The 23945-nt window shown below is 36.9% G+C and carries 25 protein-coding genes and 1 pseudogene; 14 read left to right on the forward strand and 12 right to left on the reverse strand.

The genetic code is table 11. From position 1 onward, the window contains the following. Window positions 1-125: 125 nt before the first annotated feature. Window positions 126-311, reverse strand: a complete 186-nt coding sequence (locus tag ACQKNI_RS04535; RefSeq protein WP_088231478.1) for a hypothetical protein — start codon at window positions 309-311, stop codon at window positions 126-128. Window positions 312-591: 280 nt separating this feature from the next. Here ACQKNI_RS04535 and ACQKNI_RS04540 point away from each other — a divergent pair, with 280 nt between their 5' ends. The 7 genes from ACQKNI_RS04540 (at window position 592) to ACQKNI_RS04570 (ending at window position 11181) form a co-directional block, all read left to right on the forward strand. Continuing rightward, window positions 592-1173, forward strand: a complete 582-nt coding sequence (locus tag ACQKNI_RS04540) for a competence protein ComK (protein WP_088231477.1) — start codon at window positions 592-594, stop codon at window positions 1171-1173. Between the two features lie 216 nt (window positions 1174-1389). Next, window positions 1390-1986: a DUF4306 domain-containing protein gene (locus ACQKNI_RS04545; RefSeq protein WP_088231476.1), complete on the forward strand. Its 597-nt coding sequence runs from the start codon at window positions 1390-1392 to the stop codon at window positions 1984-1986. A 325-nt stretch (window positions 1987-2311) separates the two neighbouring features. Next, window positions 2312-2905 (forward strand): TVP38/TMEM64 family protein, encoded by a 594-nt coding sequence (locus ACQKNI_RS04550; protein ID WP_088231475.1) that lies wholly within the window; start codon window positions 2312-2314, stop codon window positions 2903-2905. Between the two features lie 56 nt (window positions 2906-2961). Then, the gene (gene lepB / locus ACQKNI_RS04555) at window positions 2962-3525 is read left to right on the forward strand and encodes a signal peptidase I (protein ID WP_088231474.1); all 564 of its coding nucleotides are present in this window, start codon (window positions 2962-2964) and stop codon (window positions 3523-3525) included. Window positions 3526-3641: 116 nt separating this feature from the next. Next, entirely contained in the window at window positions 3642-7157 is a 3516-nt protein-coding gene (gene addB / locus ACQKNI_RS04560) for a helicase-exonuclease AddAB subunit AddB (protein ID WP_427282227.1), read from the forward strand. Continuing rightward, window positions 7154-10879: a helicase-exonuclease AddAB subunit AddA gene (addA, locus tag ACQKNI_RS04565; protein WP_088231472.1), complete on the forward strand. Its 3726-nt coding sequence runs from the start codon at window positions 7154-7156 to the stop codon at window positions 10877-10879. The genes addB and addA overlap by 4 nt, the downstream gene beginning before the upstream one ends. 23 nt (window positions 10880-10902) lie before the next feature. Beyond that, window positions 10903-11181, forward strand: coding sequence for an RNA polymerase alpha subunit C-terminal domain-containing protein (locus ACQKNI_RS04570; RefSeq protein WP_088231471.1), 279 nt, complete (start codon window positions 10903-10905; stop codon window positions 11179-11181). 93 nt (window positions 11182-11274) lie between these two features. Here ACQKNI_RS04570 and ACQKNI_RS04575 read toward each other — a convergent pair whose 3' ends face one another. Next, complete coding sequence (locus ACQKNI_RS04575) at window positions 11275-11652, reverse strand: DUF1433 domain-containing protein (protein ID WP_098252446.1); 378 nt, start codon at window positions 11650-11652, stop codon at window positions 11275-11277. Window positions 11653-11710: 58 nt separating this feature from the next. Between ACQKNI_RS04575 and ACQKNI_RS04580 the strand changes: the two genes are divergently transcribed. Further along, complete coding sequence (locus tag ACQKNI_RS04580) at window positions 11711-12880, forward strand: hypothetical protein (protein WP_088231468.1); 1170 nt, start codon at window positions 11711-11713, stop codon at window positions 12878-12880. 10 nt (window positions 12881-12890) lie between these two features. After that, a complete protein-coding gene (locus ACQKNI_RS04585; RefSeq protein WP_071711096.1) occupies window positions 12891-13271 on the forward strand; it encodes a hypothetical protein in 381 nt (126 codons plus the stop codon). Window positions 13272-13534: 263 nt separating this feature from the next. On the opposite strand, the gene gerPF is transcribed toward ACQKNI_RS04585, so the two are convergent. From gerPF to ACQKNI_RS04620, 7 genes are all read right to left on the reverse strand, one after another. Then, complete coding sequence (gene gerPF / locus ACQKNI_RS04590) at window positions 13535-13750, reverse strand: spore germination protein GerPF (protein ID WP_001141570.1); 216 nt, start codon at window positions 13748-13750, stop codon at window positions 13535-13537. Window positions 13751-13792: 42 nt separating this feature from the next. Then, complete coding sequence (locus tag ACQKNI_RS04595; RefSeq protein WP_088231467.1) at window positions 13793-14179, reverse strand: spore germination protein GerPE; 387 nt, start codon at window positions 14177-14179, stop codon at window positions 13793-13795. Window positions 14180-14193: 14 nt separating this feature from the next. Further along, window positions 14194-14388 (reverse strand): spore gernimation protein GerPD, encoded by a 195-nt coding sequence (locus ACQKNI_RS04600; protein WP_088231466.1) that lies wholly within the window; start codon window positions 14386-14388, stop codon window positions 14194-14196. Window positions 14389-14394: 6 nt separating this feature from the next. Further along, window positions 14395-15009 carry a spore germination protein GerPC gene (locus tag ACQKNI_RS04605; RefSeq protein ID WP_088231465.1) on the reverse strand — a complete coding sequence of 205 codons (615 nt, stop codon included), beginning with the start codon at window positions 15007-15009 and terminating at the stop codon, window positions 14395-14397. 68 nt (window positions 15010-15077) lie between these two features. Then, the gene (gerPB, locus tag ACQKNI_RS04610) at window positions 15078-15284 is read right to left on the reverse strand and encodes a spore germination protein GerPB (RefSeq protein ID WP_001055456.1); all 207 of its coding nucleotides are present in this window, start codon (window positions 15282-15284) and stop codon (window positions 15078-15080) included. A gap of 14 nt (window positions 15285-15298) precedes the next feature. Further along, a complete protein-coding gene (gene gerPA, locus ACQKNI_RS04615; RefSeq protein WP_088231464.1) occupies window positions 15299-15520 on the reverse strand; it encodes a spore germination protein GerPA in 222 nt (73 codons plus the stop codon). A 99-nt stretch (window positions 15521-15619) separates the two neighbouring features. After that, window positions 15620-15796, reverse strand: coding sequence for an aspartyl-phosphate phosphatase Spo0E family protein (locus tag ACQKNI_RS04620; protein ID WP_088231463.1), 177 nt, complete (start codon window positions 15794-15796; stop codon window positions 15620-15622). Window positions 15797-16041: 245 nt separating this feature from the next. On the opposite strand from ACQKNI_RS04620, the gene ACQKNI_RS04625 reads away from it, so the two are divergent. Next, complete coding sequence (locus tag ACQKNI_RS04625) at window positions 16042-16941, forward strand: fumarylacetoacetate hydrolase family protein (protein WP_170933773.1); 900 nt, start codon at window positions 16042-16044, stop codon at window positions 16939-16941. 35 nt (window positions 16942-16976) lie between these two features. On the opposite strand, the gene ACQKNI_RS04630 is transcribed toward ACQKNI_RS04625, so the two are convergent. Then, on the reverse strand, window positions 16977-17261 hold the full coding sequence (locus ACQKNI_RS04630) for a hypothetical protein (protein WP_088231461.1): 285 nt from the start codon (window positions 17259-17261) through the stop codon (window positions 16977-16979). Between the two features lie 104 nt (window positions 17262-17365). After that, window positions 17366-18556, reverse strand: a complete 1191-nt coding sequence (gene rocD / locus ACQKNI_RS04635) for an ornithine aminotransferase (protein ID WP_088231460.1) — start codon at window positions 18554-18556, stop codon at window positions 17366-17368. Between the two features lie 150 nt (window positions 18557-18706). Here rocD and ACQKNI_RS04640 point away from each other — a divergent pair, with 150 nt between their 5' ends. After that, window positions 18707-19075 (forward strand): YisL family protein, encoded by a 369-nt coding sequence (locus ACQKNI_RS04640; RefSeq protein ID WP_427282229.1) that lies wholly within the window; start codon window positions 18707-18709, stop codon window positions 19073-19075. 177 nt (window positions 19076-19252) lie between these two features. On the opposite strand, the gene ACQKNI_RS04645 is transcribed toward ACQKNI_RS04640, so the two are convergent. Next, the gene (locus ACQKNI_RS04645; RefSeq protein WP_088231458.1) at window positions 19253-19807 is read right to left on the reverse strand and encodes a DUF2777 domain-containing protein; all 555 of its coding nucleotides are present in this window, start codon (window positions 19805-19807) and stop codon (window positions 19253-19255) included. A gap of 239 nt (window positions 19808-20046) precedes the next feature. On the opposite strand from ACQKNI_RS04645, the gene asnB reads away from it, so the two are divergent. From asnB to katB, 3 genes and pseudogenes are all read left to right on the forward strand, one after another. Beyond that, entirely contained in the window at window positions 20047-21894 is a 1848-nt protein-coding gene (gene asnB, locus ACQKNI_RS04650; protein WP_088231457.1) for an asparagine synthase (glutamine-hydrolyzing), read from the forward strand. 217 nt (window positions 21895-22111) lie between these two features. After that, window positions 22112-22230, forward strand: a pseudogene (locus ACQKNI_RS04655) (ferrochelatase); the annotation flags it as partial. Window positions 22231-22380: 150 nt separating this feature from the next. Beyond that, complete coding sequence (katB, locus tag ACQKNI_RS04660) at window positions 22381-23847, forward strand: catalase KatB (protein WP_088231456.1); 1467 nt, start codon at window positions 22381-22383, stop codon at window positions 23845-23847. Window positions 23848-23945 lie beyond the last annotated feature (98 nt).

Consider the following 23945-nt stretch of genomic DNA (forward strand, 5'->3'; position numbering starts at 1 on the left):
TTTTCTAAATTCTATTATTTTATGTTGTTTTCATTCGCTAAAATCAAAAAAGATTCCAGAGTGTTAGGAACCCTAAAGGGTTTCCAAACACTCTGGAAAAAAGGATGGCTCATGCCATCCTTTTTTTATTGTTCTTTTTCTGCTTTTTTCTTCTCACGTTTCTTACATTCTGGACATTTGGATTTGCGAAATGGTTTGGCGAAAAATAGTAGAATGAAAAATAAACCAAATATAATACTAGCTGAGTTTTTTATGATCACAATGCTGCTATTTTTCATGTGAATGTTTGGTTGAATCTCTTTTTCTTCCATAAGGAACCTCCATATATTGGCTTTGTATTTTAATTATAGCAGAGGTAATTGTTGTAATGATGTAAAAAGAGGAAGCAATTGCTACTATTTGTAGATAGCAATTGCTTTTTTATCACTATAAATTCATTTATCTCTATATCGGTGTTTTAAAATTTATAAGTTGTTTAATAAATGATAAAAGATTGTAAAAAAGCGGAATCAGTAAGCCATTTCCTATTTGCAAGTGCTAAAATTATAAATGCAGCTGCTAATATAAATGATAAAAAGGAGATAATAGAGTATGGAAAATAAAGTAGAACGTTATGTTGAAAATTATGTTGTAAATAAAAATACGATGGCCTTACTTCCTGTTATCCTTAGTGAAAAGAAAATTGTTACGCGAGTTGTTGAAATAGAAGATTCTTTTTTCGTATTTCAAAAGCCTCTAGATATTATAGAAAGAAGTTGCCGCAAACATGGCTCTAGTTTCTTAGGCAGAAAAGAAGGAACGAAAGAGTTAACTCATATTACACATAAAGCACCGATCGCGATTAGTCCGACAGATCAACTTTATTTTTTCCCTACCTATTCTTATTCTAGAAAAGAGTGCGCGTGGTTGTCTCATTTTTATATTGAAAGTAATAAAGAATTAAAAGATGGAAATCTTATTATTAGATTTATAAATGGCTTTGCTGTGAAGTTAGAAATATCAAGAACTAGTTTTGAAAATCAACAAAATCGTACAGCGAAATTGCGTACAGAGTATGAAGATCGTAGGAAAAAACAAGGGAATCCTTGTTTTAAAGAGGTCGATCAAAGAGATGGATTAACATTAAAACCAGCTTATGAGAAAGTGTATGTTGTTAGAGAAGAGGATGTATGAGAGGAAAAGGGTGGGGAGACTCATCCTTTTTGATTTCATTATATATACCGTTTACGCTGTAAGATTCATAAATAAAACGAGAGAAATGTACAAACTTTTTGTTCTCGAAGGGCTCAAGATAATATAGAATTACAATATAATGGGAATTATTCTATATACTTACTATAGTGTGAACATACATTATATTTTTTTCATCCTGTATAAAAAGGAGATGGTATGTTGAAAAGGACCCTGTTATTTTGGGCGCAATATATTCTTGTTTTGCCTATATTTTTTCTTACATTTATGTTTACTAGTTTCACTGGTAGTCAGTTGATGATAGATGCTGATAAACGATATTTTGTTTTCACACCTCAAAATGCAACAGATTATAGTCAAATTAGTGAAATTGATAAATTGCTATTTGCTTTTTCAATTCAACCGTTTGTTACTATAGTATGTTTTCTGTCAATCGTGTATGTACTGGCACTTATTGTCTTTCAAATTATTGAATGTAAGAAGCAAAGAAAGATATTACATAGCCTGCAATATATGATTCTTATACCAATTTTTCTTTACTTGTGGTTAGGAACGATGGGATTTTCCGCAGTTAATTTAACTTGGATAGATAATTGGAAAGATTACCTTATCTTTACTCCTGCAACTATAACGAATGAAGAAGATATATATATGATTGATAAATTTCTATACAAATTTCGAATGTTACCTATTTCGAGTACAGTATTAATACTATCTTTCTTACATATATTAATACTTATCGTGATTGACAGTGTACGCTTGCTAAAAAAATTGCTTGTAAGAACTAGCCAATAGAAAAGGCTACTCATTTCCATATAGATAGAAATACCCTTACATGTAGTAAGGGTATTCTTATGAAAAAGACTAATTATTACTTTCTGTATTTTCTTCTTTCTCATAAAAATATAACCATTAAGCTATAATCCCGGCACGTTATCTAAATTAACTTCACGTTCTGTCGAATATTGATAGATTATCATAGCATAATAATGAAGGAATTCTAATGAAAGGTATGGAAAGTTTAATAAATACATCTCCATATGTCGTATCTACCAATTCCTCTTTCATTTAAGCAGTGATACAGTAGAGGTAGTAATAGAGTAAAGGGGTAAAGTGTAGAATGGATTTTCAGTCAATCAAAGAGTATTTTTCACCAGAAAATATGGATCATATTGTGGAAAGTTATAAAGCGTTCGGACCACTTCTTGGTATTGGTTTACCGATGATAGAAGCACTCATTCCAGCATTACCACTTATTGTGTTTGTGTTAGCGAATGCTGTTGCATTTGGATTTTGGTACGGTTTTCTATATTCATGGATTGGCTCGGTAATAGGTGCCATGCTTGTTTTTTTCATTATCCGTCATTTTGGACGCAGTCGTTTCTTTTCTTTTGTAAATAAGCATGAGAGAGTGCGAAAGGCAATGGGATGGATTGAAAGAAAAGGATTCGCACCGATTTTCGTCATATTTTGTTTTCCGTTTACACCGTCTGCGCTTATAAACGTTGTCGCTGGTTTATCTCGCATTAGCGTAAAGCAGTTTGGACTTGCATTAGTATTTGGAAAGCTTGTGATGATTTTTATTTTAACGTATATCGGTCATGATTTAATGTCATTTATTCATAACCCGGTGAAATCAGTAATTGTAGCAATTTGTATTTTTATTTTATGGTATGTCGGTAAAAAAATTGAAGTAAAGTTAGAACTACATTAAGAATAGTCTTCTTTGTAAAGGCAAGCTTCATTATTAAAGGGTAAGGGGAGAAGCGGATGAAGAAAACTTTGAAAAAAGAAGGCATAGAGTGGATACGAACAATTTTAATTGGTGTATTATTAGCTGTATTTTTTCGAACGTTTTTCTTTTCAACGTACGTTGTAGAGGGGAAGTCAATGATGCCGACATTGCAAGATGGCAATATGCTCGTTGTCAATAAGGTGAGTTATCAAGTAGGGGACTTGAACAGGTTCGATGTTGTTGTGTTTCATGCGAATCAAAAAGAGGACTATGTAAAACGAATTATCGGTTTACCTGGGGATCATATCGAATATAAGCATGATAAACTCTATATAAATGGACAATTCGTTGATGAGCCTTATTTAGAAACATTTAAGAAAGAGATAAGTGGACGGCAACTAACGGGCGATTTTAAACTAGAAGAGTTAACGAAAGAAAAGTCTGTACCTCCCGGTTATATTTTTGTAATTGGTGATAATCGACTCGGTAGTTGGGATAGTAGGCACTTCGGATTTGTGAAAGCTGATACAGTTGTCGGTAAAGTTGATTTACGATATTGGCCAATTAAAGAGGTACAAACGAATTTTTCAAAAGGTTGATATAATGAAGTAGAAGTATAGAAAAGACAAACAACTCCGTTTGTCTTTTTTCGTGTACTATAATACAATTATAGTAGCAAACTAACGTTCGTTATGTAAGTGAAAGGTGGGGTTACATGTCACTTCGATTTGTGATTGGTAGAGCGGGAAGTGGAAAAAGTACACTTTGTTTACACGAAGTACAGGAAGAGTTAAAACAGCGCCCGAGAGGGAAAACAATATTATATCTTGTGCCAGAACAGATGACATTCCAAACGCAGCAGGCGTTAATTGGAAGTGAGGATGTAAGAGGTTCTATTCGGGCACAAGTTTTTAGTTTTTCACGATTAGCGTGGAAAGTGCTGCAAGAAGTTGGCGGAGCGAGCCGTCTTCATATTGATGAAGCGGGCGTACATATGTTACTTCGTAAAATTGTAGAGTCTCGTAAAGATGGATTATCGGTGTTCCAAAAAGCAGCGGAGCAAAACGGTTTCTTTGAACATCTTGGCAGTATGATTGCAGAGTTTAAACGGTATAATGTGACGCCATCTAACGTATATGAAATGTGGCAACAATTAGATGCGCATAGTAGCAGTGCAGAACAAAAGCTATTAGCGAATAAAGTATATGATTTACAACTATTATACGATGATTTTGAACGTGCTTTAATTGGAAAGTATTTAGATTCAGAAGACTACTTGCAATTACTAGTGGAAAAGCTTCCGCAGTCTGAATATGTAAATGGAGCTGAAATTTATATAGATGGATTTCATTCATTCTCCCCGCAAGAGCTAGAAATTTTAAGAAAGCTCATGATGTGCGGAGCGAGAGTCACAATTACGTTAACGATAGATGAAAAAACGTTAGCGCAGCCAGTAAATGAACTGGACCTATTTTATGAGACGACGTTAACATATGAAAAAATAAAACAAGTAGCACGTGAAGAGAAAATAGAAATTGAAAAAACAATTCCACTCATGGAACAGCCTCGTTTTCATTCTCCGGCATTAGCTCATTTAGAAGCGCATTATGAAGCTCGTCCAAATGAAAAGTTTCATGGGGAAGCAAGTGTCACAATTAGTACAGCAGCGAATTTACGAGCGGAAGTAGAAGGGGTTGCTCGTGAAATTCGTAAACTTGTCGCGGATGAACAGTATCGTTACCGAGATATTGCAGTCCTTCTTCGTAACGGAGAAAGTTATTACGATGTGATGCGAACGTTATTTACGGATTATAATATTCCGCATTTCATCGATGAAAAACGCCCGATGTCACATCATCCATTAGTAGAATGCATTCGTTCTGCACTCGAGATTATTAGCGGGAATTGGCGCTATGATGCAGTGTTCCGTTGCGTGAAAACGGAGCTTTTATATCCGCTAGACGTAAGAAAAGAAGCGATGCGCGAAGAGATGGATGAGTTTGAAAATTACTGCCTAGCGTACGGTGTACAAGGAAAGAGATGGACTTCTGAGGATCCGTGGATGTATCGCCGCTATCGTTCTCTTGACGATACGAACGGGATGATTACAGACAGTGAGCGTGAAATGGAAGAGAAAATAAACAGGCTGCGTGACGTTGTAAGAACGCCTGTTATTCGCATGCAAAAAAGACTGAAGCGTGCGGGAACTGTTATGCAAATGTGCGAAGCCGTTTACTTATTTTTAGAAGAACTGGACGTTCCGAAGAAGCTAGAGGAATTACGTATACGTGCAGAAGAGAGCGGAGATTTCTTATTTGCGACAGACCATGAGCAAGTGTGGGAAGAAGTAATGAGCCTTCTTGATACGTTTGTAGAGATGCTTGGTGAAGAGAAAATGTCACTTTCTATGTTTACAGACGTTATGTCGACAGGTCTTGAGGCGCTTCAATTCGCCAACATTCCGCCGTCATTAGATCAAGTATTAGTTGCGAATATTGATCACTCTCGCTTATCAAATGTGAAAGCAACCTTCATTATCGGCGTAAATGAAGGTGTCATACCAGCAGCACCGATGGATGAAGGAATGCTTTCTGATGAGGAAAGAGAAGTTCTTGGCGCGGCAGGAATTGAATTAGCGCCAACGACGAGACAAACTTTATTAGAAGAACAGTTCGTTATGTACCAAATGGTAACGAGAGCGACTGAGAAATTATACATTTCATGCCCGCTTGCAGATGAAGAAGGAAAGACGTTACTAGCGTCTAGTTTCATTAAGAAAATAAAAAGAATGTTCCCAGATGTAAAAGACTCGTTTATTACGAATGACGTAAACGACTTATCGCGTTCTGAACAAATTTCATACGTAGCAACGCCAGAAGTGACGTTATCTTACGTTATGCAGCAATTACAAACGTGGAAGCGATACGGATTTGAAGGGAATTTAGACTTTTGGTGGGACGTATATAACTTCTACGTAACTTCCGATGAATGGAAACAAAAAAGTAGCCGCGTGCTATCAAGTTTATTTTACCGAAATCGTGCGCAAAAACTAAGTACAGCTGTAAGTAGGGATTTATACGGAGATACAATTAAGGGAAGCGTCTCTCGTATGGAATTATTTAACCGTTGTGCGTACGCTCATTTTGCGCAACACGGTTTATCGCTAAGAGAGCGTGATATTTTCAAGCTTGATGCACCAGATATTGGCGAGTTATTCCACGCAGCACTAAAGAAAATTGCGGACAAGTTGTTGCGTGAAAACCGCACTTGGGCGGATTTATCAATAAAAGAGTGTGAGCATCTTTCTGTTTTAGTAATAGAAGAAATCGCGCCGTTATTACAAAGGCAAATTTTATTAAGTTCAAACCGTCATTTCTATTTAAAACAAAAACTACAACAAATTATTTTCCGTACGTCAATCATTCTACGAGAACATGCGAAGTCAAGCGGATTTGTACCAGTTGATTTAGAAGTGCCGTTCGGTATGGGCGGTGCAGGATCGCTTCCGCCGATGGAATTCGCATTGCCAAATGGTGTGAAGATGGAAGTGGTCGGCCGTATTGACCGTGTCGATAAGGCGGAAGATGAGAGCGGTACGTTCCTTCGTATTATTGACTATAAATCAAGTGCAAAAGCGTTAGACTTAACGGAAGTGTATTACGGATTGGCGCTTCAAATGTTAACGTATTTAGATGTTGTTACTTCAAACGCACAGACGTGGATGAAAAAAGGCGACACAGCATCACCAGCTGGTGTACTGTACTTCCATATTCATAACCCGATTGTTGAAATGAAAGGTGACGCAACGGAAGCAGAAATTGAAAAAGAAATTTTGAAGAAATTTAAAATGAAAGGGCTCGTACTAGGAGATGCTGACGTTGTTCGTTTAATGGATAACAAGCTTTCAACAGGAAGTTCAGATATTATTTCTGCTGGTCTGAAAAAAGACGGTAGCTTTAGTGCGCGTTCAAGTATTGCAAGTGAGCAAGATTTTAACGTACTGCAAAAATACGTACACCATACGTTTGAAAATATCGGAAAAGACATTACAGAAGGTGTTATCGATATTGCACCTTATAAAATGGGGAATAAAGCGGCATGTACGTTCTGTAACTTCAAATCTGTTTGTCAGTTTGATGAGTCACTTGAAGATAATCAGTTCCGTGCATTAAAAGATATGAAAGATAGCGAAGCGATGGAGAAAATAAGAGAGGAGGTTGGCGGAGAATGATAGAAAATTGGCCTAAAAAACCAGAAGGTAGTCAATGGACAGATGACCAGTGGAAAGCCGTTGTAGCGAATGGACGTGATATTTTAGTCGCAGCGGCAGCTGGATCAGGAAAAACAGCAGTATTAGTCGAACGTATTATTAAAAAGATTATAAACGAAGAAAATCCAGTCGATGTCGACCGCCTGCTCGTTGTAACATTTACGAACGCAGCGGCGCAAGAGATGAAAAACCGAATTGGGGAAGCGTTAGAAAAAGTATTAATTGATGAGCCGAGTTCGCAGCACGTAAGAAAGCAGCTGAGCCTATTAAATAAAGCTTCTATCTCAACGATTCACTCATTTTGTTTACAAGTAATTAGAGGATACTACTACATGCTTGATGTGGATCCTCGTTTCCGCATTGCAAATCAAACAGAAAATGAATTATTAAAAGAAGAAGTATTAGATGACATATTAGAAGAAGAGTATGGAATTGAAGATAATACGATATTCTTTGAACTCGTTGATCGTTATACGAGTGATCGTAGTGATGATGATTTACAACGTATGATTTTAGCGCTTCATACAGAATCAAGAGCGCATCCAAATCCGGAGAAATGGCTTGATAAATTAGTAGAAGCATACGACGTAGAAGGAAAGACAATTGAAGATTTAGTGTACGCTTCTTACTTATTAGAAGATGTGAAATTCCAGCTTGAAACGGCGGAACAGCATATTCGAAAAGCGACGGAACTCGCGATGCTTCCAGATGGCCCAGCGCCTCGCGTTGAAACCCTGCAAGCAGATGTAGCTTTACTTGGAACGTTATCATCAGCAGCCCGCGAATCGTGGACAAGTTTGTATGAAGCGATGCAAAATGTATCGTGGCAAACGTTAAAGCGTATTAAGAAAAGTGATTACAACGAAGATGTTGTAAAACAAGTAGACTCTCTTCGCAACAAAGCGAAAGATGAAGTGAAGAAATTACAAGAAGAGCTATTTAGCCGCAGACCAGAAAGTTTCTTACGAGATTTTCAAGATATGCATCCTGTATTAGAGAAACTCGTTCAGCTCGTAAAAGTATTTACAGAGCGTTTCCAAGCGATGAAGCGCGATAAAGGAATGGTCGATTTCACAGATTTAGAGCATTTCTGTTTACAAATTTTAAGTGAGCAAAGTGAAGACGGTGAAATGAAACCGTCCGCAGTAGCACTTCAATATCGTAATAAATTTGCTGAAGTATTAGTCGATGAATATCAAGACACGAACTTCGTACAGGAATCGATTATTAAATTCGTAACGAAAGATTCTGAGAGTGAAGGAAACTTGTTCATGGTTGGCGACGTAAAGCAGTCGATTTATCGTTTCCGACTAGCAGAACCAGGCCTATTCTTAGGAAAGTATAAACGCTTCACACAAGAAGGATCGGGCGGCGGAATGAAGATTGACTTAGCAAAAAATTTCCGTAGTCGTCATGAAGTGCTAGCAGGTACGAACTTTATCTTCAAACAAATTATGGGCGAAGAAGTTGGGGAAATCGATTACGATGCTGACGCTGAATTAAAGCTAGGTGCTAGCTATCCAGAAGGTGAAGATGTAGCGGCTGAACTACTATGCATTCAGCAAACGGAAGAAGAAGTAATGGACGGAGAAGAAGGTGCAGAAGTAGAAAAAGCACAACTAGAAGCCCGTCTTATGGCGCAGCGCATTAAAGCGATGGTTGATTCAGGTTATGAAGTGTATGACCGTAAAAATGATAGTATGCGCCCGGTACAATACCGTGATTTCGTTATTTTACTTCGCTCGATGCCGTGGGCGCCGCAAATTATGGAAGAATTAAAATTGCAAGGAATACCGGTATATGCAGACCTGGCGACTGGTTACTTCGAGGCAACAGAAGTAAATATTATGATGAACGTATTCCGCGTTATCGATAATCCGATGCAAGATATCCCGCTCGCAGCAGTGCTTCGTTCACCGATTGTAGGATTAAATGATGAAGAACTTGCAATGCTTCGTGCTCACGGAAAGAAAGGGTCATTTTATGAAGTAATGAGCTCGTTCTTAAAAGGAGCGCCGCTTGAAGAAGAGCAAGAACTACATGATAAATTAGAGTGGTTTTATAATTTACTGCAAGGATGGCGTGAATTCGCGCGTCAACAATCTCTTTCTGATTTAATTTGGAAAGTATATGGTGAGACAGGGTATTACGACTTCGTTGGCGGTTTACCAGCTGGAAAGCAAAGGCAAGCGAACTTGCGTGTATTATACGACCGTGCAAGGCAATACGAAGCAACATCATTTAGAGGATTATTCCGTTTCTTACGCTTTATTGAACGTATTTTAGAACGCGGTGATGATATGGGTACGGCAAGAGCTTTAGGGGAACAAGAAGATGTCGTTCGCATTATGACGATTCATAAAAGTAAAGGACTTGAGTTCCCGGTCGTATTCGTAGCTGGACTAGGTCGCCGCTTTAATACACAAGACTTAATGAAACGTTTCTTACTGCATAAAGATTTCGGTTTCGGTTCGCAATTTATCGATCCTCGTAAACGTATTAAATATACGACATTATCACAACTTGCGATTAAGCGTAAAATGAAAATGGAATTAATTGCGGAAGAAATGCGCGTATTATACGTAGCGTTAACGCGTGCGAAAGAGAAGTTAATTTTAATCGGGACAGTTAAGGATGCAAATAAGGAAATGGAAAAATGGCTTGATGCGAGGGAGCATAGTGAATGGTTATTACCAGATCACATTCGTGCCGGAGCGTCTTGTTATTTAGACTGGATTGCCCCTTCACTATATAGACATCGTGATAGTGAAATGCTACTTGAATTAGGACAAGGAAATATTCCAGGTGAAATTTATGGGTATGACACTAGTTGGAAAGTAGAAGTTGTTGATGGTAACACGTTACTTGCACCAGAACCAGTTCAGGAAGAGAAACAAGAATTGTTAGAAGCGTTGCGTGAGAAAAAGGCTGTTCCGTTAGAAAGTGAACGGAAAGAAGAAGTGTACGATAGATTAATGTGGAAGTACGGATATGAGGAAGCAACATCTCACCGCGCGAAGCAATCTGTTACAGAAATAAAGAGAAACTATCAATCAGAAGATGGTAGTGATAACGCCTTTATTAAAAAACTACGTGCGCCAATTAAAACGCGTCCTCGTTTCATGGAGAAAAAAGGATTAACGTACGCAGAGCGCGGAACAGCAGTCCATGCTGTTATGCAGCATGTTGATTTGAAGAAACCGATTACGACCGAAACGCTACAAGAACAAATCGCAGCAATGGTAAATAAAGAATTATTAACATTCGAGCAGGCGGAAGAAATAGCGATTGAAAAAGTAATTTCATTCTTTGACAGTGATTTAGGTAAAAGAGTATTAGCGGCAAAAAGTGTAGAGCGTGAAGTACCATTTACGATGATGCTGGCAGCAGAAGAAGCATATCAAGATTGGCAAGGGAAGAGCGAAGAAGCAATTCTTGTCCAAGGGGTTATCGACTGCATGATTGAAGAGGAAGACGGCATTACGTTAATCGACTTTAAAACGGATACGATTGAAGGAAAGTTCCCAGGCGGATTCGATCAAGCGAAACCAATTTTAGAAGATCGATATAAAGTGCAGCTTTCGTTATATGCAAAAGCACTCGAAAAAAGCTTACAACATCCTGTGAAAGAGAAGTGTTTATACTTCTTTGATGGGAATCATGTTGTGCATATTGAGGAATAGAGAGCAGAAAGGGGCTATAAAAAATGGCAACGTTAAGAACTTGTGAACAGGGACACGAGTACTATAAAAGTAGCGATTGTCCAACTTGCCCAACCTGTGAGAAAGAGAGAAAGCCAAAAGAAGGTTTTCTCTCTCTTCTTTCAGCGCCAGCAAGAAGGGCACTAGAACATCATGGAATTCACACTGTAGAAGAACTCTCAATTTATAGCGAGAAAGAAATTTTAAAACTGCATGGAATGGGACCTGCGTCTATGCCGAAGCTTAGAAAAGCTTTGGAGGAGAGCGGGTTATCATTTAAATAAAAAGAGTATTATATAACTTCCTTAGTCCTTATAAAAAGCGTCCCGCTGCATTCTTTTTAAAACGGGAAGCAAAAGAGAAGAGTAGTGCAAAGACTACTCTTCTCTTTTCTCTTCTTTTGCAATTTCGGTTACAGATTTTGCTGGTTTTTTTATCATTTCATCTAATTCTCCAGAACATGTAAAATCATCTTCAAAATTTTCTGTAGTACTAATATAAGCTATAAAATCTAATTTTTCATCATTGTTTATATAACCTTTTAATCTAGGAACACCCATTGGACTTACACTGTGCTCCTTAAATGTAATCGTTTTTACATCCTTAATATTATAATGTATATACTTTTCGACTCTTGCTTCTTGCACTTTCCAAAATTTTTCTTCCTGTTCTTTTTGTTTTAAGTATTCCATAGTAAAATACCCTCCTGCTATAATACAAATAATAAATGTAAAAATTACCAATTTGTTTTTCATAGGATATCCCCTTGAAGTTGAATATAGTTAAAATATACCATGAAATGAGTTGAAACATATGAATGAATTTAAAAAGAATCCTATTGCGACAGATGAAGATTATTTTAAACTCTCGGATCATGTTTATGATGACGAAGTCTTAAAAAAGGGAGCAAAAATAACAGGATTTAATGGTCAAGAATGGAAAGTTATAGAAACAATAGATGCAGATAAAGAGAAAATAAAAAACGGATTGCAAGCAATCGCTGTAGTACCTGCAGAAGAATATAAACCAAATAAAAAACATTATGAAAATATCATCTATTCATTCCGTGGAACAGAGTTTGGGAAATTTGATGGAGACTTATCTACAGACACATTTCAGATTTCAGGTGGGATGAAAAAAAACTTAGGTATGGTAGATGGAAAGGTACAAAATCTACCTACATCATTTGATAGTGCGCTAGAGTTTGTAGATAAAGTGAATAAAAAATATGAACCAACTTCTGTTCACACTACTGGACACAGTAAAGGGGCCGCAGAAGCTCAATATGTAGCAGCAGAGAGAAATTTTTATACAACAACATTTGCTGCACCGAATATTTATCGCTTGCTTAGTGATAAAGCAAAAAAACGGGTAGATGAAGGTGTCATGGAAAATAAAGCTGTAGATTATACACATAAAAAAGATGCTGTAGGAAATTTTGAACAGTTCGGGGCACCTACGATTGGTAAACAATTTACAACAAAAAGTAATGGGGTAGATAGAGTCCTTGCGGTGTTATTTATGGGAGAACATCCTATGAAGACCTTTAAAGACATGTTCGGTAAAAATGGTAGTGTCCGATTAGAGTTAGAGCCTGATGAAATTATTAAACATGCAAGAGAATTTCAGCGGTTAAGCGATGTAGTATCTACTGTAATTAGAAATATAGAGGAGTTTCAACAAAAAGAAGCAGAGAGAATATCAGAATTAAAAAGAAAATTAAAATATGAAACACAACCAGGTGGAAAATATCATCTTTTAGCAGAATATGAAATAGACGATGCTATTCGAGAAGTCGCAAAAACAACTCAAAATGGTCAAGAATATTTTTATAATGTACAACTTGCAGAAGAATTAATACATAATTTAAAAAAGAAACAAAGAGAATTTCAACAGTTTGGGGAAGAAATTGTCTATGCAGCTAATTCATTAAGAGACAAAGATGGTCAATTAAATAAAAATTTCAAAGGGTTAGTAAAGTGAGGGGTGTAAAATGAATTTCATTGAAGAAATAAGAAAAATAGAAAATCAAATTGCTAATACAACAGGGGACTTAGCCAATCAAGTTATTGATGAATTACAAGCTGCTAAAAAACAAATCGAAAGACAAATGGAACGTGTAATGCTAAAAACAGAGGTAGACCTGAAAGCATTAGATATTATAAAGGAGGACAACCATACTTTACAAAAAAATATTAGGGAGTTTCACGTTCTGCAAACGAGTATCCGTAATATAGCATCAAAATTAGAGGGTAGTTTTGAAAGTAAAACAGGTACTGCAATACAAGAAGTATTAAAAAAACATGAAAAAGAAACCTCCCATAACCTTTTAGATAAATATATTCACCTATCAAATAGTTGTGGGAAAAGATGAAATATTTTTCGCAAGCATCTTGGTTCAGTGCTTAGCAGCTTCTTTTAAGATATTAGTAAGACTGGGAAGAAGCGTGGCGGTACCGAAAATTAGAGATCAACGGAGCAACTTCTAATGGCTCCATAAAATATGAATCAAGGGAATTTCTATTTGAGTATGCCAAAAATACAGCGGTTTATTCAAAGGTTGTAAAAAATGTCTCCGATACCTTGGGCATCGGAGACATTTTTTACTGTCTACCCGTACGAAGGGCACCTCTTTTTCTACGCTGTTCCAATCTGATCTTGATCCGCCACATCAGAATCAAACGTATTTGTTGCACTAACGCCGCTAAACGTATTCACGACAAATCCAACATTGGAAGCGCCAGATCCGTTATAAGCTTTCGTATTTTCTTTCGGAGATACGTTATAAAAATCTCCTAAATTAAAAGAGCCATTACTGTTTTGAACGACAAGATTTCCAACAACAGAGGGCATACCATTCACCTACTTTTCTAAGCTTTTTAATTACTATATGATTTATTTATTAGAAGGTTCATTTGTAATATATTGACGAATCTGTAGTGTACGAGAATTAGAGAAAACATAATCAACATTGCCGATTTGAAAGCAACCGGAATTTAAAAGTGTTCGTAATTCAACATCATTGACTTCAATAAAAGGGCATTCATTGACAATATTCATTTTTACATCAGTTGTGCGTTTTGGAATTGTAATGTGTTCATCTGTAAAAATTTCAAACGCATTAAAACGACCTTCGCCTTTTATATAACAAGGTATTTCTCGGTGAACAATAAGCGCTCTATTTTTTAAGTCCATTTGATTTGCATCCCCAACTTGGAAGACGGCCGCAACCCCCATAGAAATGATAGAAACATTTTGTACAACTGAAGTATGGCGGAGCATAATTTTTCCTCACCTCAACTTGGAGTCGGAGGGACATCTGTTACAAGCGGTACAAATGGTCCCTCTGTAACGGATTCGAATGGTGTATCAAGAATGGAAGACATAATGAGAAAATTTGCATCTCCAATTAAAAAAAGTGCGGATGAAGATACACCATTCATTTTTATGTTTCCAACTTTTATTTCTCGGTTTATAACATTTAAATTCATGCATATTTACTCCTTTCTATAATTGCCCGGTATGTGCTGAATAAAGGAGAGGAAGGCTTTGTCAATATCTTGTTTCATTGCTTGAATAATGAGGTCTCGTAAATAATCAGGATCTGTTGAAATCCCTTCATACGATTGAGCTTGTGATAAGTAATAAGGAAGTCTATGTTCCATCTGTTTTTTTATGTCATCCACCATCATTTGTCGATACATCTCATCAAGTGGCGTTCTCTCTTCTTGTTCAAAATGGAGAATTCGACTATATGCTTCTTCATCTAAGTATCGATGCATTTCCTGGAGGATACCTTGGTAAAAGTCTGGGTTTGTGTCAGTTTCAGGATTTACCTTCAATGTTTCTGTATCCACTTCAAAATTCTCAATTTGTTGTCCTTTTGCTGAAAATGGATTTAAACCAATATTTAAAGTGCCATTTAAGTTTTCTACTTTTAATTGATCGAATTTGTATTCCACTTTTCCTATAGAAGAGGAGGGACGACTTTTTAATTCAGTAAGCTCTTCTTGTAATAGGCGGACTTGTTCTTCTAGGTTAAGGATGGTTGCCTGTTGTATTTGGAGAGCTTGTTGAAGTTGGTGTAAGTAAGTATATATATCTTGATTCATTTTGTGAAACCTCCTTTTCAATAGGGAGGGTAAATATATTCCTGCTATATATTTATGACAAGGATGCCTTAAGAAGAACTAGTTGATGGTTTGATGGAAATAATTTGTCCTTTCGCCTGTAATGGGCGAAGAGGCTCTGTAAATCCACCAGTATTTGAAAATTTAGATAGAGCTTTAATACTTCCGGCAGTACCAATTTGGAATACAGAAGAGGTTGTAATGCTATCAATCTTAATACTGTTGATGATAATACTTTGGTTTACGTAAAGATTCAATGTAATCGCCTCCTTTAAGTTGCACCAATAATTGCTTGATCGATTACATCTGAATCGTTGACAGTCGTTGAACTTTGATAATTGTAGACAGAAACATTATCTCCAACATTAAAAGAGCCGGCCCCAGCGAAAGCGCGTGAATAACTAATGGGCCTAATCGCAAATACATCTCCAATATGAAAAATCCCACTTGATCCGATATTAACGATACGAATATGTCCAACCATAGCTGGCATACAAAACACCCTTCGTTTTTTAAATTTTCTTTTCTACTATTGTATGGGCGTTTTTAATAAAATGTGTACTTTTTTGAAATAAAAGAAACACATCCGATATTACGAATGTGTTTCGAACATTTGAGTGTGTGTGTAATCTGTGTGTATGTGCCAAATGACATTTAAGAGCCTGTCCAATTCTTGGCTACAATTTACTGTTTTTTGAGAAGTCATTCCGTAGCGTTCAGCAAAATAGATCATTTTTTCGCGTTTTTTTTCGATAGCTTGCTCAAACATTGAAATCGGCTCCATCTCTCAATAAATTTTATGTATATATGTAGTACATATTATACAAAAATCCCATAAAAAAGAAACACTTTCGCTAAAAAAAGTATAATTTCTACATTTTATGTCAAATAGTGCTGAGTAACGAATAGAGTACGAGAAGAATATTGTAAAAATTAGCGTGCATGAGAAGGTTTTTTTCTTACGGATGCGAATACAATTAAATGGTATGAGTTTTAGGATGGAGAGTGGAAATATTGCGTTTTGTAACGGCGAAGAAAGAAGAAAAGGTATTTGTAGGTATTGTGGATGAAGAAGAAGAAAAGGTATTGCATTTAAGGGAAGCGCAAAGGCAAAAAGGGGAAAAGGTTACAATTCCTATTACAATGTTAGAGTGTATTGAAAGAGGGACTGAATGCTTTGAGAAGGTATGTGAAATTGTAAATTGGGCAAAAGAGAACGGGGAAGCGGCGTATTATCCGTTAACAGAGGTGAAAATATTAGCACCGATTCCAAGGCCGAGAAAGAATATTCTGTGCGTTGGAAAAAACTATCGTGAGCATGCAGTAGAAATGGGCGGAGTAGAGTCTATTCCAGAAAATATCATGATCTTTACGAAAGCGCCAACAACAGTTATTGGCATAAATGAGCAAATTAATGGTCACCCTCATGCAACGGATGAACTAGACTATGAAGGAGAACTAGCTATCATTATTGGCAAGCGAGGGAAACAAATAAAAAAAGAAAAAGCGCTTGAGCATGTTTTTGGTTATACGGTTATAAATGATGTAACTGCTCGAGACATTCAAAGGAAGCATAAGCAGTTTTTCCTTGGGAAAAGCTTCGATACGTTTTGTCCGATGGGACCGTATTTAATTCATAAATCGATGGTTAGAACGCCAAACGCATTACACATTGAAACAGTAGTGAATGGAGAAGTAAGGCAATCTTCAAATACAAATAAAATGATTTTTTCAATAGAAGAAATTATTTCAACGATAAGTAAAGGGATGACGTTAGAACCGGGAGATATTATTGCAACTGGAACGCCAGCTGGTGTAGGAAAAGGTTTTACACCACCGAAATTTTTGCATGCAGGTGATGAAGTGGTTATTACAGTAGAAGGAATTGGTACTTTGCGAAATATAGTGAAATGAAGAAAGGAGCTATCTTATAAAAAGATAGCTCTTTTTTATGGCCTTGGATTATTGAAAAAATCTAAAATAGCGAAAATATAAAATCCGATAAGTGCTAACGTACAAATCCCGATTAGCATAACGGCAAGAGAACTTCTTTCACGATCAAATCCGATAACTGTAAGGAAAACGGAAGCCCAAAATGAGGCTTTAAGTAATGTAAATGTATGAGAAGTGGAATAGTGACTGAGTAACGTTGTGGATAATAGGAATCCGATGAATGTAATAGAAATAAGAATAGTAGCTAAATAGTTAATATGTTTCCCATATTTTAATAGCACGCAGTTCCTCCTCCTTTAAAAAACTGAATATTCAATCTTATTTTAAGGTAAATGATTAGAGAAAGGAAGAGGTTGTCCTGCGCATTAGGACAACCTCTCTATCATTACGATAATACAGCTTTAATTTTTTGGAATGCCCACTCTAAATCTTCTTCAGAGATTACTAGAGGTGGTGCGATACGAATTACATTTTCATGCGTTTCTTTACATAATAGACCAGCTGCTTTTAATTGTTCACAGTAAGGACGAGCTGGCTCGTTTAATTCGATACCGATGAATAAACCTTTACCGCGAACTTCAGTGATCATTGGGTTATCAATTTCTTTTAATTGCCCAACTAATTTTTCTCCTAATTGAAGAGAACGCTCTGTTAATTTTTCTTCTTCTAATACTTCAAGAGCTGCGATAGAAACAGCACATGCAAGTGGGTTACCACCGAATGTAGAACCGTGAGAACCTGGCTCAAATACGCCTAAAATGTCGCGGTTTGCTGCAACGCAAGAGATTGGGAATACGCCGCCACCAAGTGCTTTACCAAGTATGTACATGTCAGGAGTTACATTGTCCCAATCACAAGCAAATACTTTACCAGTACGGCCTAAGCCTGTTTGGATTTCATCTGCTACGAATAAAACGTTTTCTTTTTTACATACTTCAAGAGCTTCTTTTAAGTAACCAGCTGGTGGGATGTTAATTCCTGCTTCACCTTGAATTGGCTCTAAAATGAATGCTGCTGTGTTTGGCGTAATTGCAGCTTTTAATGCTTCTAAATCACCGTAAGGAATTACAACGATGCCTGGAAGCATTGGACCGAATCCACGCTTGTACTCTTCGTTTGAAGACATAGAAACAGAACCCATTGTACGTCCGTGGAAGTTATCTTCACAAACGATGATTTCAGCGCGGTTTGCTTCTACTTTCTTCACATCATAAGCCCAGCGGCGAACTGTTTTAATTGCAGTTTCAACAGCTTCAGCACCTGTGTTCATAGGAAGTACCATTTCTTTATTAGTTAGTTTCGCAACTTTTTCGTACCAAGGACCTAGTTGATCACTATGGAAAGCACGAGAAGTTAACGTAACACGATTAGCTTGTTCGATTAAAGCGTTAATAATTTTTGGATGGCGGTGACCTTGGTTTACTGCAGAATATGCACTTAGTAAGTCCATATAGCGGTTTCCTTCAGGGTCTTCTACCCAAACACCTTCTGCTTTAGAAATAACGATTGGAAGTGGATGGTAGTTATTTGCTCCGTATGTGTCTGTAAGTTCGATAATATCCTTAGTTTGAATCATGATTGTTCCCCCTTTTGTTATTACAAGAAGTTTGTAAATACTCTAAATATTATATCATTTAAATGTAAAAAAGCGAAACATTTCCTGAAAATAAATGAACATGTTATCATATAAAGTGAAAAAGTGTGAAAAGAGGAGGTAAGGGATACGATGGTACATATGCATATTACAGCATGGGCGTTAGGTTTAATTTTATTCTTTGTGGCGTATTCACTTTATTTGGCAGGAAGAAAAGGGAAAGGTGTACATATGGGGCTTCGCCTAATGTATATCTTCATTATTGTGACAGGCTTCATGTTGTACATGAGTATTGTAAAGACAGCAACAGGTAGCATGCACATGTGGTACGGCATGAAAATGTTAGCTGGTATTTTAGTCATTGGCGGCATGGAAATGGTTCTTGTAAAAATGAGCAAAAACAAACCAACAGGGGCGGTTTGGGGCTTATTTATTGTCGCACTAGTAGCGGTAATTTATCTTGGACTAAAATTACCGATTGGCTGGTACGTATTCAAATAAAAATAAAACCACCTTATGACCTCCAGGATTTGGGAGATAAGGTGGTTTTTATTTTATCCGGCTATTTGTGGGCAACAAAACTCCTATCTTAAAATTTGGCTGGAACAAAGGAATTAGGTGGAAGTCAGGCTGATAATGAGTGGTGATGAACAAAACCCCCCTCATTAAAGTTTCACTTTATGTCGCATCAATATGTAACTCTTCTCCATTTACTTTAGTAAAACGGAACATGTTTTTATTTGAAGTAGCGTGACGAACGAAATGGTGCTGCAATGTACAGATCATCTCTTCGTTATCGAATAAAAGAATGTTTACTCCTTCGCATGCTTCCTCTTTCGGTAAGAAGGATAAATAATTATGACAATACATGCAATCATATAAAGAGTAGTGAAGGGATTGCAATGACTCGGTTAATAATGTAAAGACAGAATCAGGTAATTCCTCAAGCCATTCATGATAGCTAAGAAGTAATTTTTTTCGAATACGTATCATTTCACCGTTTTGCAAATGGTGCTGCTCGTTGGCGATTTGTAATACATCTTGTTCGTAGAAACGGGCAGGAAGCCAATTGTTGTTATACAAAATTTCAAACCCGTCTTCGGCAATATCTTCTAATAAAAATGCTTCCTCATTTTCATCATCAAAGAACACCCATTCATTGTTTATATATTCTACATTACCGACTGTATGAGCGCGGGGTTGGTTATATAAAATATGTTTACGTTGTATCATACATGATTTCTCCTTTATTGAAAGTAGTTATTCTTGTTATAGACAGTTCGTGCGTTCTTTATAACTAGACACATCTAGACATAGGTGGGCATACAATAAAACACGTTTTACTGAGTGAAAATGCTATTCCATATGTGGATAGTAGGTTATCGTCAAGTTTGTCATTTTTTTGATCCGCACCTCTAGGGTGGGGATTACTGCTTGTTTAGGAAAAGAAATAAGATGGAAGGATGATTCATATGTGCGGGATTACAGGATGGGTGGATTATAAACGCTCATTAGAAGGAGAAAGAGACGTCGTTACGAAGATGGCTGAGACATTATCGAAGCGTGGTCCAGATGATAATAAAGTTTGGATTAAAGGAAATGTTGCATTTGGGCATAAGCGGTTAATTGTTGTGGACCCTGAGGGTGGTAAACAGCCAATGACCTGTTTAAAGGATGAAACGAATTATGCCATTTGCTACAACGGTGAACTATATAATACAGAAGATATTCGAAAAGAATTGTTAAGAAGAGGATATACGTTCAAAGGCCACTCAGATACGGAAGTGTTATTAGCTTCTTATATTGAATGGAAAGAAGAATGTGTCGATCATTTAAACGGTATATATGCGTTTGCAGTATGGGATGAACAGAAAGAGCAAGTGTTTATTGCCAGAGATCGATTAGGTGTAAAACCGCTTTTTTATAAATATGATAGCGGACGATTATTATTTGGATCCGAGTTAAAAGCAATATTGGCACATCCAGATGTGAAGGCGGAAGTAACGTTAGAAGGTTTATCAGAAGTATTCGGTCTCGGACCATCTAGAACGCCTGGCCATGGTATTTATGCTGGTATGAAAGAATTGCGTCCGGGCCATGCGATGACATTTTCAAAGAATGGTTTATGTATATGGAGATATTGGAATGTTGAAAGTAAAAAACATGAAGATTCTTTTGAAGAAACAGTAGAGAAGACGCGCTTTTTATTACAAGATGCCATTACAAGGCAGCTCGTTTCTGACGTACCGTTATGCACTTTTTTATCGGGCGGCGTAGATTCGAGTGCGATTACAGCAATTGCTGCGAAAGAGTATGAAAGGGCAGGGAAAGGGCGACTACACACGTATTCAATTGATTACGAAGATAATGAAAAATACTTTAAAGCAAATGCATTCCAGCCAAATTCAGATGCGCCGTTTATTAATTTAATGACGGAGACATTTGAAACAATTCATCATCGATGCGTCATTTCGAATGAACAGCTGGCAGAGTATTTAACAGAAGCAGTACTCGTTCGTGATTTGCCTGGTATGGCAGACATTGATTCGTCATTATTATGGTTTTGCCGTGAAATTAAACAAGATTTTGTTGTCGGTTTATCTGGAGAATGTGCAGATGAAATATTCGGTGGGTATCCGTGGTTTTATAGAGAAGACGATTTGCAATCAAGTGCATTTCCGTGGATGCGTTCTACAGAGGCGCGGGAGCAACTGCTAAAAAAAGAATGGAGAAGTAAACTAAATTTACAACAATATGTACAAAGGCGCTATGAAGAATCCATTCAAGAGGTTCCGATTTTAGAGGGGGAAAGCCCACTAGAAGCGAAAAGAAGACAATTATTTTATTTAAACATGGTATGGTTTATGACAACATTATTAGACAGAAAAGACCGTATGAGTATGGGAGCAAGCTTAGAAGTACGTGTTCCATTTGCTGACCACCGACTTGTCGAATATGCGTGGAATATTCCTTGGGAAATGAAAATGTATAAAAACCGCGAAAAAGGTCTATTGCGTAAAGCGCTAGAAGGATTACTTCCAAATGATATATTGTATAGAAAGAAAAGTCCGTATCCGAAAACGCATAATCCGCACTATACAAAAGCGGTAACAGTATGGCTTCAAGATTTATTAACTGATAAAGGCTCCATTTTGCATGAATTGTTTGATAAAAAGCAGCTGAGTGGATTAATCGAGTCTGGCGGAAGTGCATTCCAAACACCATGGTTCGGTCAATTAATGACTGGGCCTCAACTTTTAGCTCATTTAGCGCAAATTCATGTTTGGTTTAAAGAGTACGGGGTAAATATTAAAGAATAGAGAAAGAGCGGCTTGCATTTGTGTAAGTCGCTTTTTTGTTAAAAAAATTGTCAAATAAAATTCAAAATCATATTAGAAATAATACTTATTTATAATAATTATTTTGACGTACTTATTATTGTTTGTTACAATTGGAAACGAATGTTCTTGAAAAAGATTCTCATTTACAAAATTGAAGTGTTATATAGATGACCAAGAAAAAATAGGTTTACTCGTAATGGCATATGGAACACCGGAAACATTAGATCATTAGATAACGTAGAAGCGCTCCAAGATTTAATCGGACGCTATAAAGTGATTGGCGGCATTTCACCACTTGCGAAAATTACGAAAGAGTAAGCGCATAAATTAACAGATCCAATGAATAACATATTTAAAGGGTATGAAGGAAATAGTTGACAAAGATCTAGTTTTGAATGATAATTAATTTATAATAATTTTAAACAAATAATAATTACTACGAAAGAAAGAGGAGGATCCCCCTACATGAATCCAAATAATCGCTTAACAACAAACCAAGGTGCTCCAGTTGGAGACAACCAAAATTCTCGTACAGCTGGTCGCCGTGGACCGGTATTGTTAGAAGACTATCATTTAGTAGAAAAACTTGCACACTTTGATCGTGAACGTATTCCGGAGCGCGTTGTGCATGCACGTGGTGCAGGTGCTCACGGTGTATTCGTAACGAAAAACAGCATGAAACAATATACGAAAGCAGCATTTTTACAAAATGAAGGAACTGAAACGCCTGTATTTGTTCGTTTTTCAACGGTTATTCATGGTCAAGGTTCTCCAGAAACAGCGCGTGATCCACGTGGGTTCGCTGTTAAATTTTATACAGAAGAAGGAAATTATGATATCGTAGGTAACCATTTACCAGTTTTCTTCATTCGTGATGCAATTAAATTCCCGGACATGGTGCATTCTTTAAAACCAGCACCTGATACAAATGTTCAAACACCAGATCGTTACTGGGATTTCATGACGCTAACTCCAGAATCAACACATATGATGACATGGGTATTTTCTGATTATGGTACACCAGCAAATTATCGCGAAATGGAAGGTTTCGGCGTCCATTCATTCAAATGGATTAATGCAGAAGGTAAAATTGTTTACATTAAATATCACTGGAAACCACAGCAAGGCGTACGTAACTTAAATGCGAAAGAAGTGCAAGAGGTACAAGGAAAAGACTTCAATCATGCAACTCGTGACTTATTTGATGCAATCGAAAAAGGAAACTATCCGAAATGGGATTTACACGTACAAGTCATGCAGTTAGATGAAACGGATTCTTTAGACTTTGATCCGCTAGATCCAACGAAAGTATGGCCAGAAGATCGCTTCCCATTAATTGAAGTAGGGACAATGACGTTAAATCGTAACCCGAAAAACTTCTTCGCAGAAGTAGAGCAAGCGGCGTTTACGCCAAGTGCAACTGTAAATGGTATTGAACCATCTGAAGATAAATTATTACAAGGTCGTTTATTCTCTTACCCAGATACACAACGTTACCGCCTTGGTGCAAACTACTTACAAATTCCTGTAAACTGCCCGTATGCAACTGTTCGTAACCAACAACGTGATGGTGCAATGCAAGTTAATCAAAATCCATCTACAATAAACTACGAACCGAGTCGTCATACAGAAAATCCGGTTGAAGACAAAGCGTACCGTGATTCAACTATGAAAGTAGAAGGCTACGTATCTCGTGAAAAAATTGAGAAACCAAATGATTTCAAACAAGCAGGTGAGCGTTACCGTTCATTCTCTAAAGAAGAGCAAGATAACTTAATTGCGAACTTAAAAAATGACCTAAAAGACGTAAATGAACGTACGAAGTTATTAGCTGTTTGTAACTTCTTCCGTGCAGACCAAGAGTACGGTATGCGTTTAGCGCAGGCATTAAATGTTGATATTACGCAATATGTAGGAAATGCTCCGAAATAAATAGGGAAAGACGACCGGTCTTCGGTCGTCTTTTTTGTGTGAAATTTAACGGGGTATGTTACGTTTAAATCATGTCGAAATTTGTTAGTAAATCGATA

Origin of the sequence: Bacillus sp. NPDC094064 (assembly GCF_050279585.1) — a bacterium.
Lineage (GTDB): Bacteria > Bacillota > Bacilli > Bacillales > Bacillaceae_G > Bacillus_A.

Coding starts and splice junctions, on each gene's coding strand:
- ACQKNI_RS04535 (WP_088231478.1), bottom strand. CDS start 311: ATGGAAGAAAAAGAGATTCAACCAAACATTCACATGAAAAATAGCAGC.
- ACQKNI_RS04540 (WP_088231477.1), top strand. CDS start 592: ATGGAAAATAAAGTAGAACGTTATGTTGAAAATTATGTTGTAAATAAA.
- ACQKNI_RS04545 (WP_088231476.1), top strand. CDS start 1,390: ATGTTGAAAAGGACCCTGTTATTTTGGGCGCAATATATTCTTGTTTTG.
- ACQKNI_RS04550 (WP_088231475.1), top strand. CDS start 2,312: ATGGATTTTCAGTCAATCAAAGAGTATTTTTCACCAGAAAATATGGAT.
- lepB (WP_088231474.1), top strand. CDS start 2,962: ATGAAGAAAACTTTGAAAAAAGAAGGCATAGAGTGGATACGAACAATT.
- addB (WP_427282227.1), top strand. CDS start 3,642: ATGTCACTTCGATTTGTGATTGGTAGAGCGGGAAGTGGAAAAAGTACA.
- addA (WP_088231472.1), top strand. CDS start 7,154: ATGATAGAAAATTGGCCTAAAAAACCAGAAGGTAGTCAATGGACAGAT.
- ACQKNI_RS04570 (WP_088231471.1), top strand. CDS start 10,903: ATGGCAACGTTAAGAACTTGTGAACAGGGACACGAGTACTATAAAAGT.
- ACQKNI_RS04575 (WP_098252446.1), bottom strand. CDS start 11,652: ATGAAAAACAAATTGGTAATTTTTACATTTATTATTTGTATTATAGCA.
- ACQKNI_RS04580 (WP_088231468.1), top strand. CDS start 11,711: ATGAATGAATTTAAAAAGAATCCTATTGCGACAGATGAAGATTATTTT.
- ACQKNI_RS04585 (WP_071711096.1), top strand. CDS start 12,891: ATGAATTTCATTGAAGAAATAAGAAAAATAGAAAATCAAATTGCTAAT.
- gerPF (WP_001141570.1), bottom strand. CDS start 13,750: ATGCCCTCTGTTGTTGGAAATCTTGTCGTTCAAAACAGTAATGGCTCT.
- ACQKNI_RS04595 (WP_088231467.1), bottom strand. CDS start 14,179: ATGCTCCGCCATACTTCAGTTGTACAAAATGTTTCTATCATTTCTATG.
- ACQKNI_RS04600 (WP_088231466.1), bottom strand. CDS start 14,388: ATGAATTTAAATGTTATAAACCGAGAAATAAAAGTTGGAAACATAAAA.
- ACQKNI_RS04605 (WP_088231465.1), bottom strand. CDS start 15,009: ATGAATCAAGATATATATACTTACTTACACCAACTTCAACAAGCTCTC.
- gerPA (WP_088231464.1), bottom strand. CDS start 15,520: ATGCCAGCTATGGTTGGACATATTCGTATCGTTAATATCGGATCAAGT.
- ACQKNI_RS04620 (WP_088231463.1), bottom strand. CDS start 15,796: ATGTTTGAGCAAGCTATCGAAAAAAAACGCGAAAAAATGATCTATTTT.
- rocD (WP_088231460.1), bottom strand. CDS start 18,556: ATGATTCAAACTAAGGATATTATCGAACTTACAGACACATACGGAGCA.
- ACQKNI_RS04640 (WP_427282229.1), top strand. CDS start 18,707: ATGGTACATATGCATATTACAGCATGGGCGTTAGGTTTAATTTTATTC.
- ACQKNI_RS04645 (WP_088231458.1), bottom strand. CDS start 19,807: ATGATACAACGTAAACATATTTTATATAACCAACCCCGCGCTCATACA.
- asnB (WP_088231457.1), top strand. CDS start 20,047: ATGTGCGGGATTACAGGATGGGTGGATTATAAACGCTCATTAGAAGGA.
- katB (WP_088231456.1), top strand. CDS start 22,381: ATGAATCCAAATAATCGCTTAACAACAAACCAAGGTGCTCCAGTTGGA.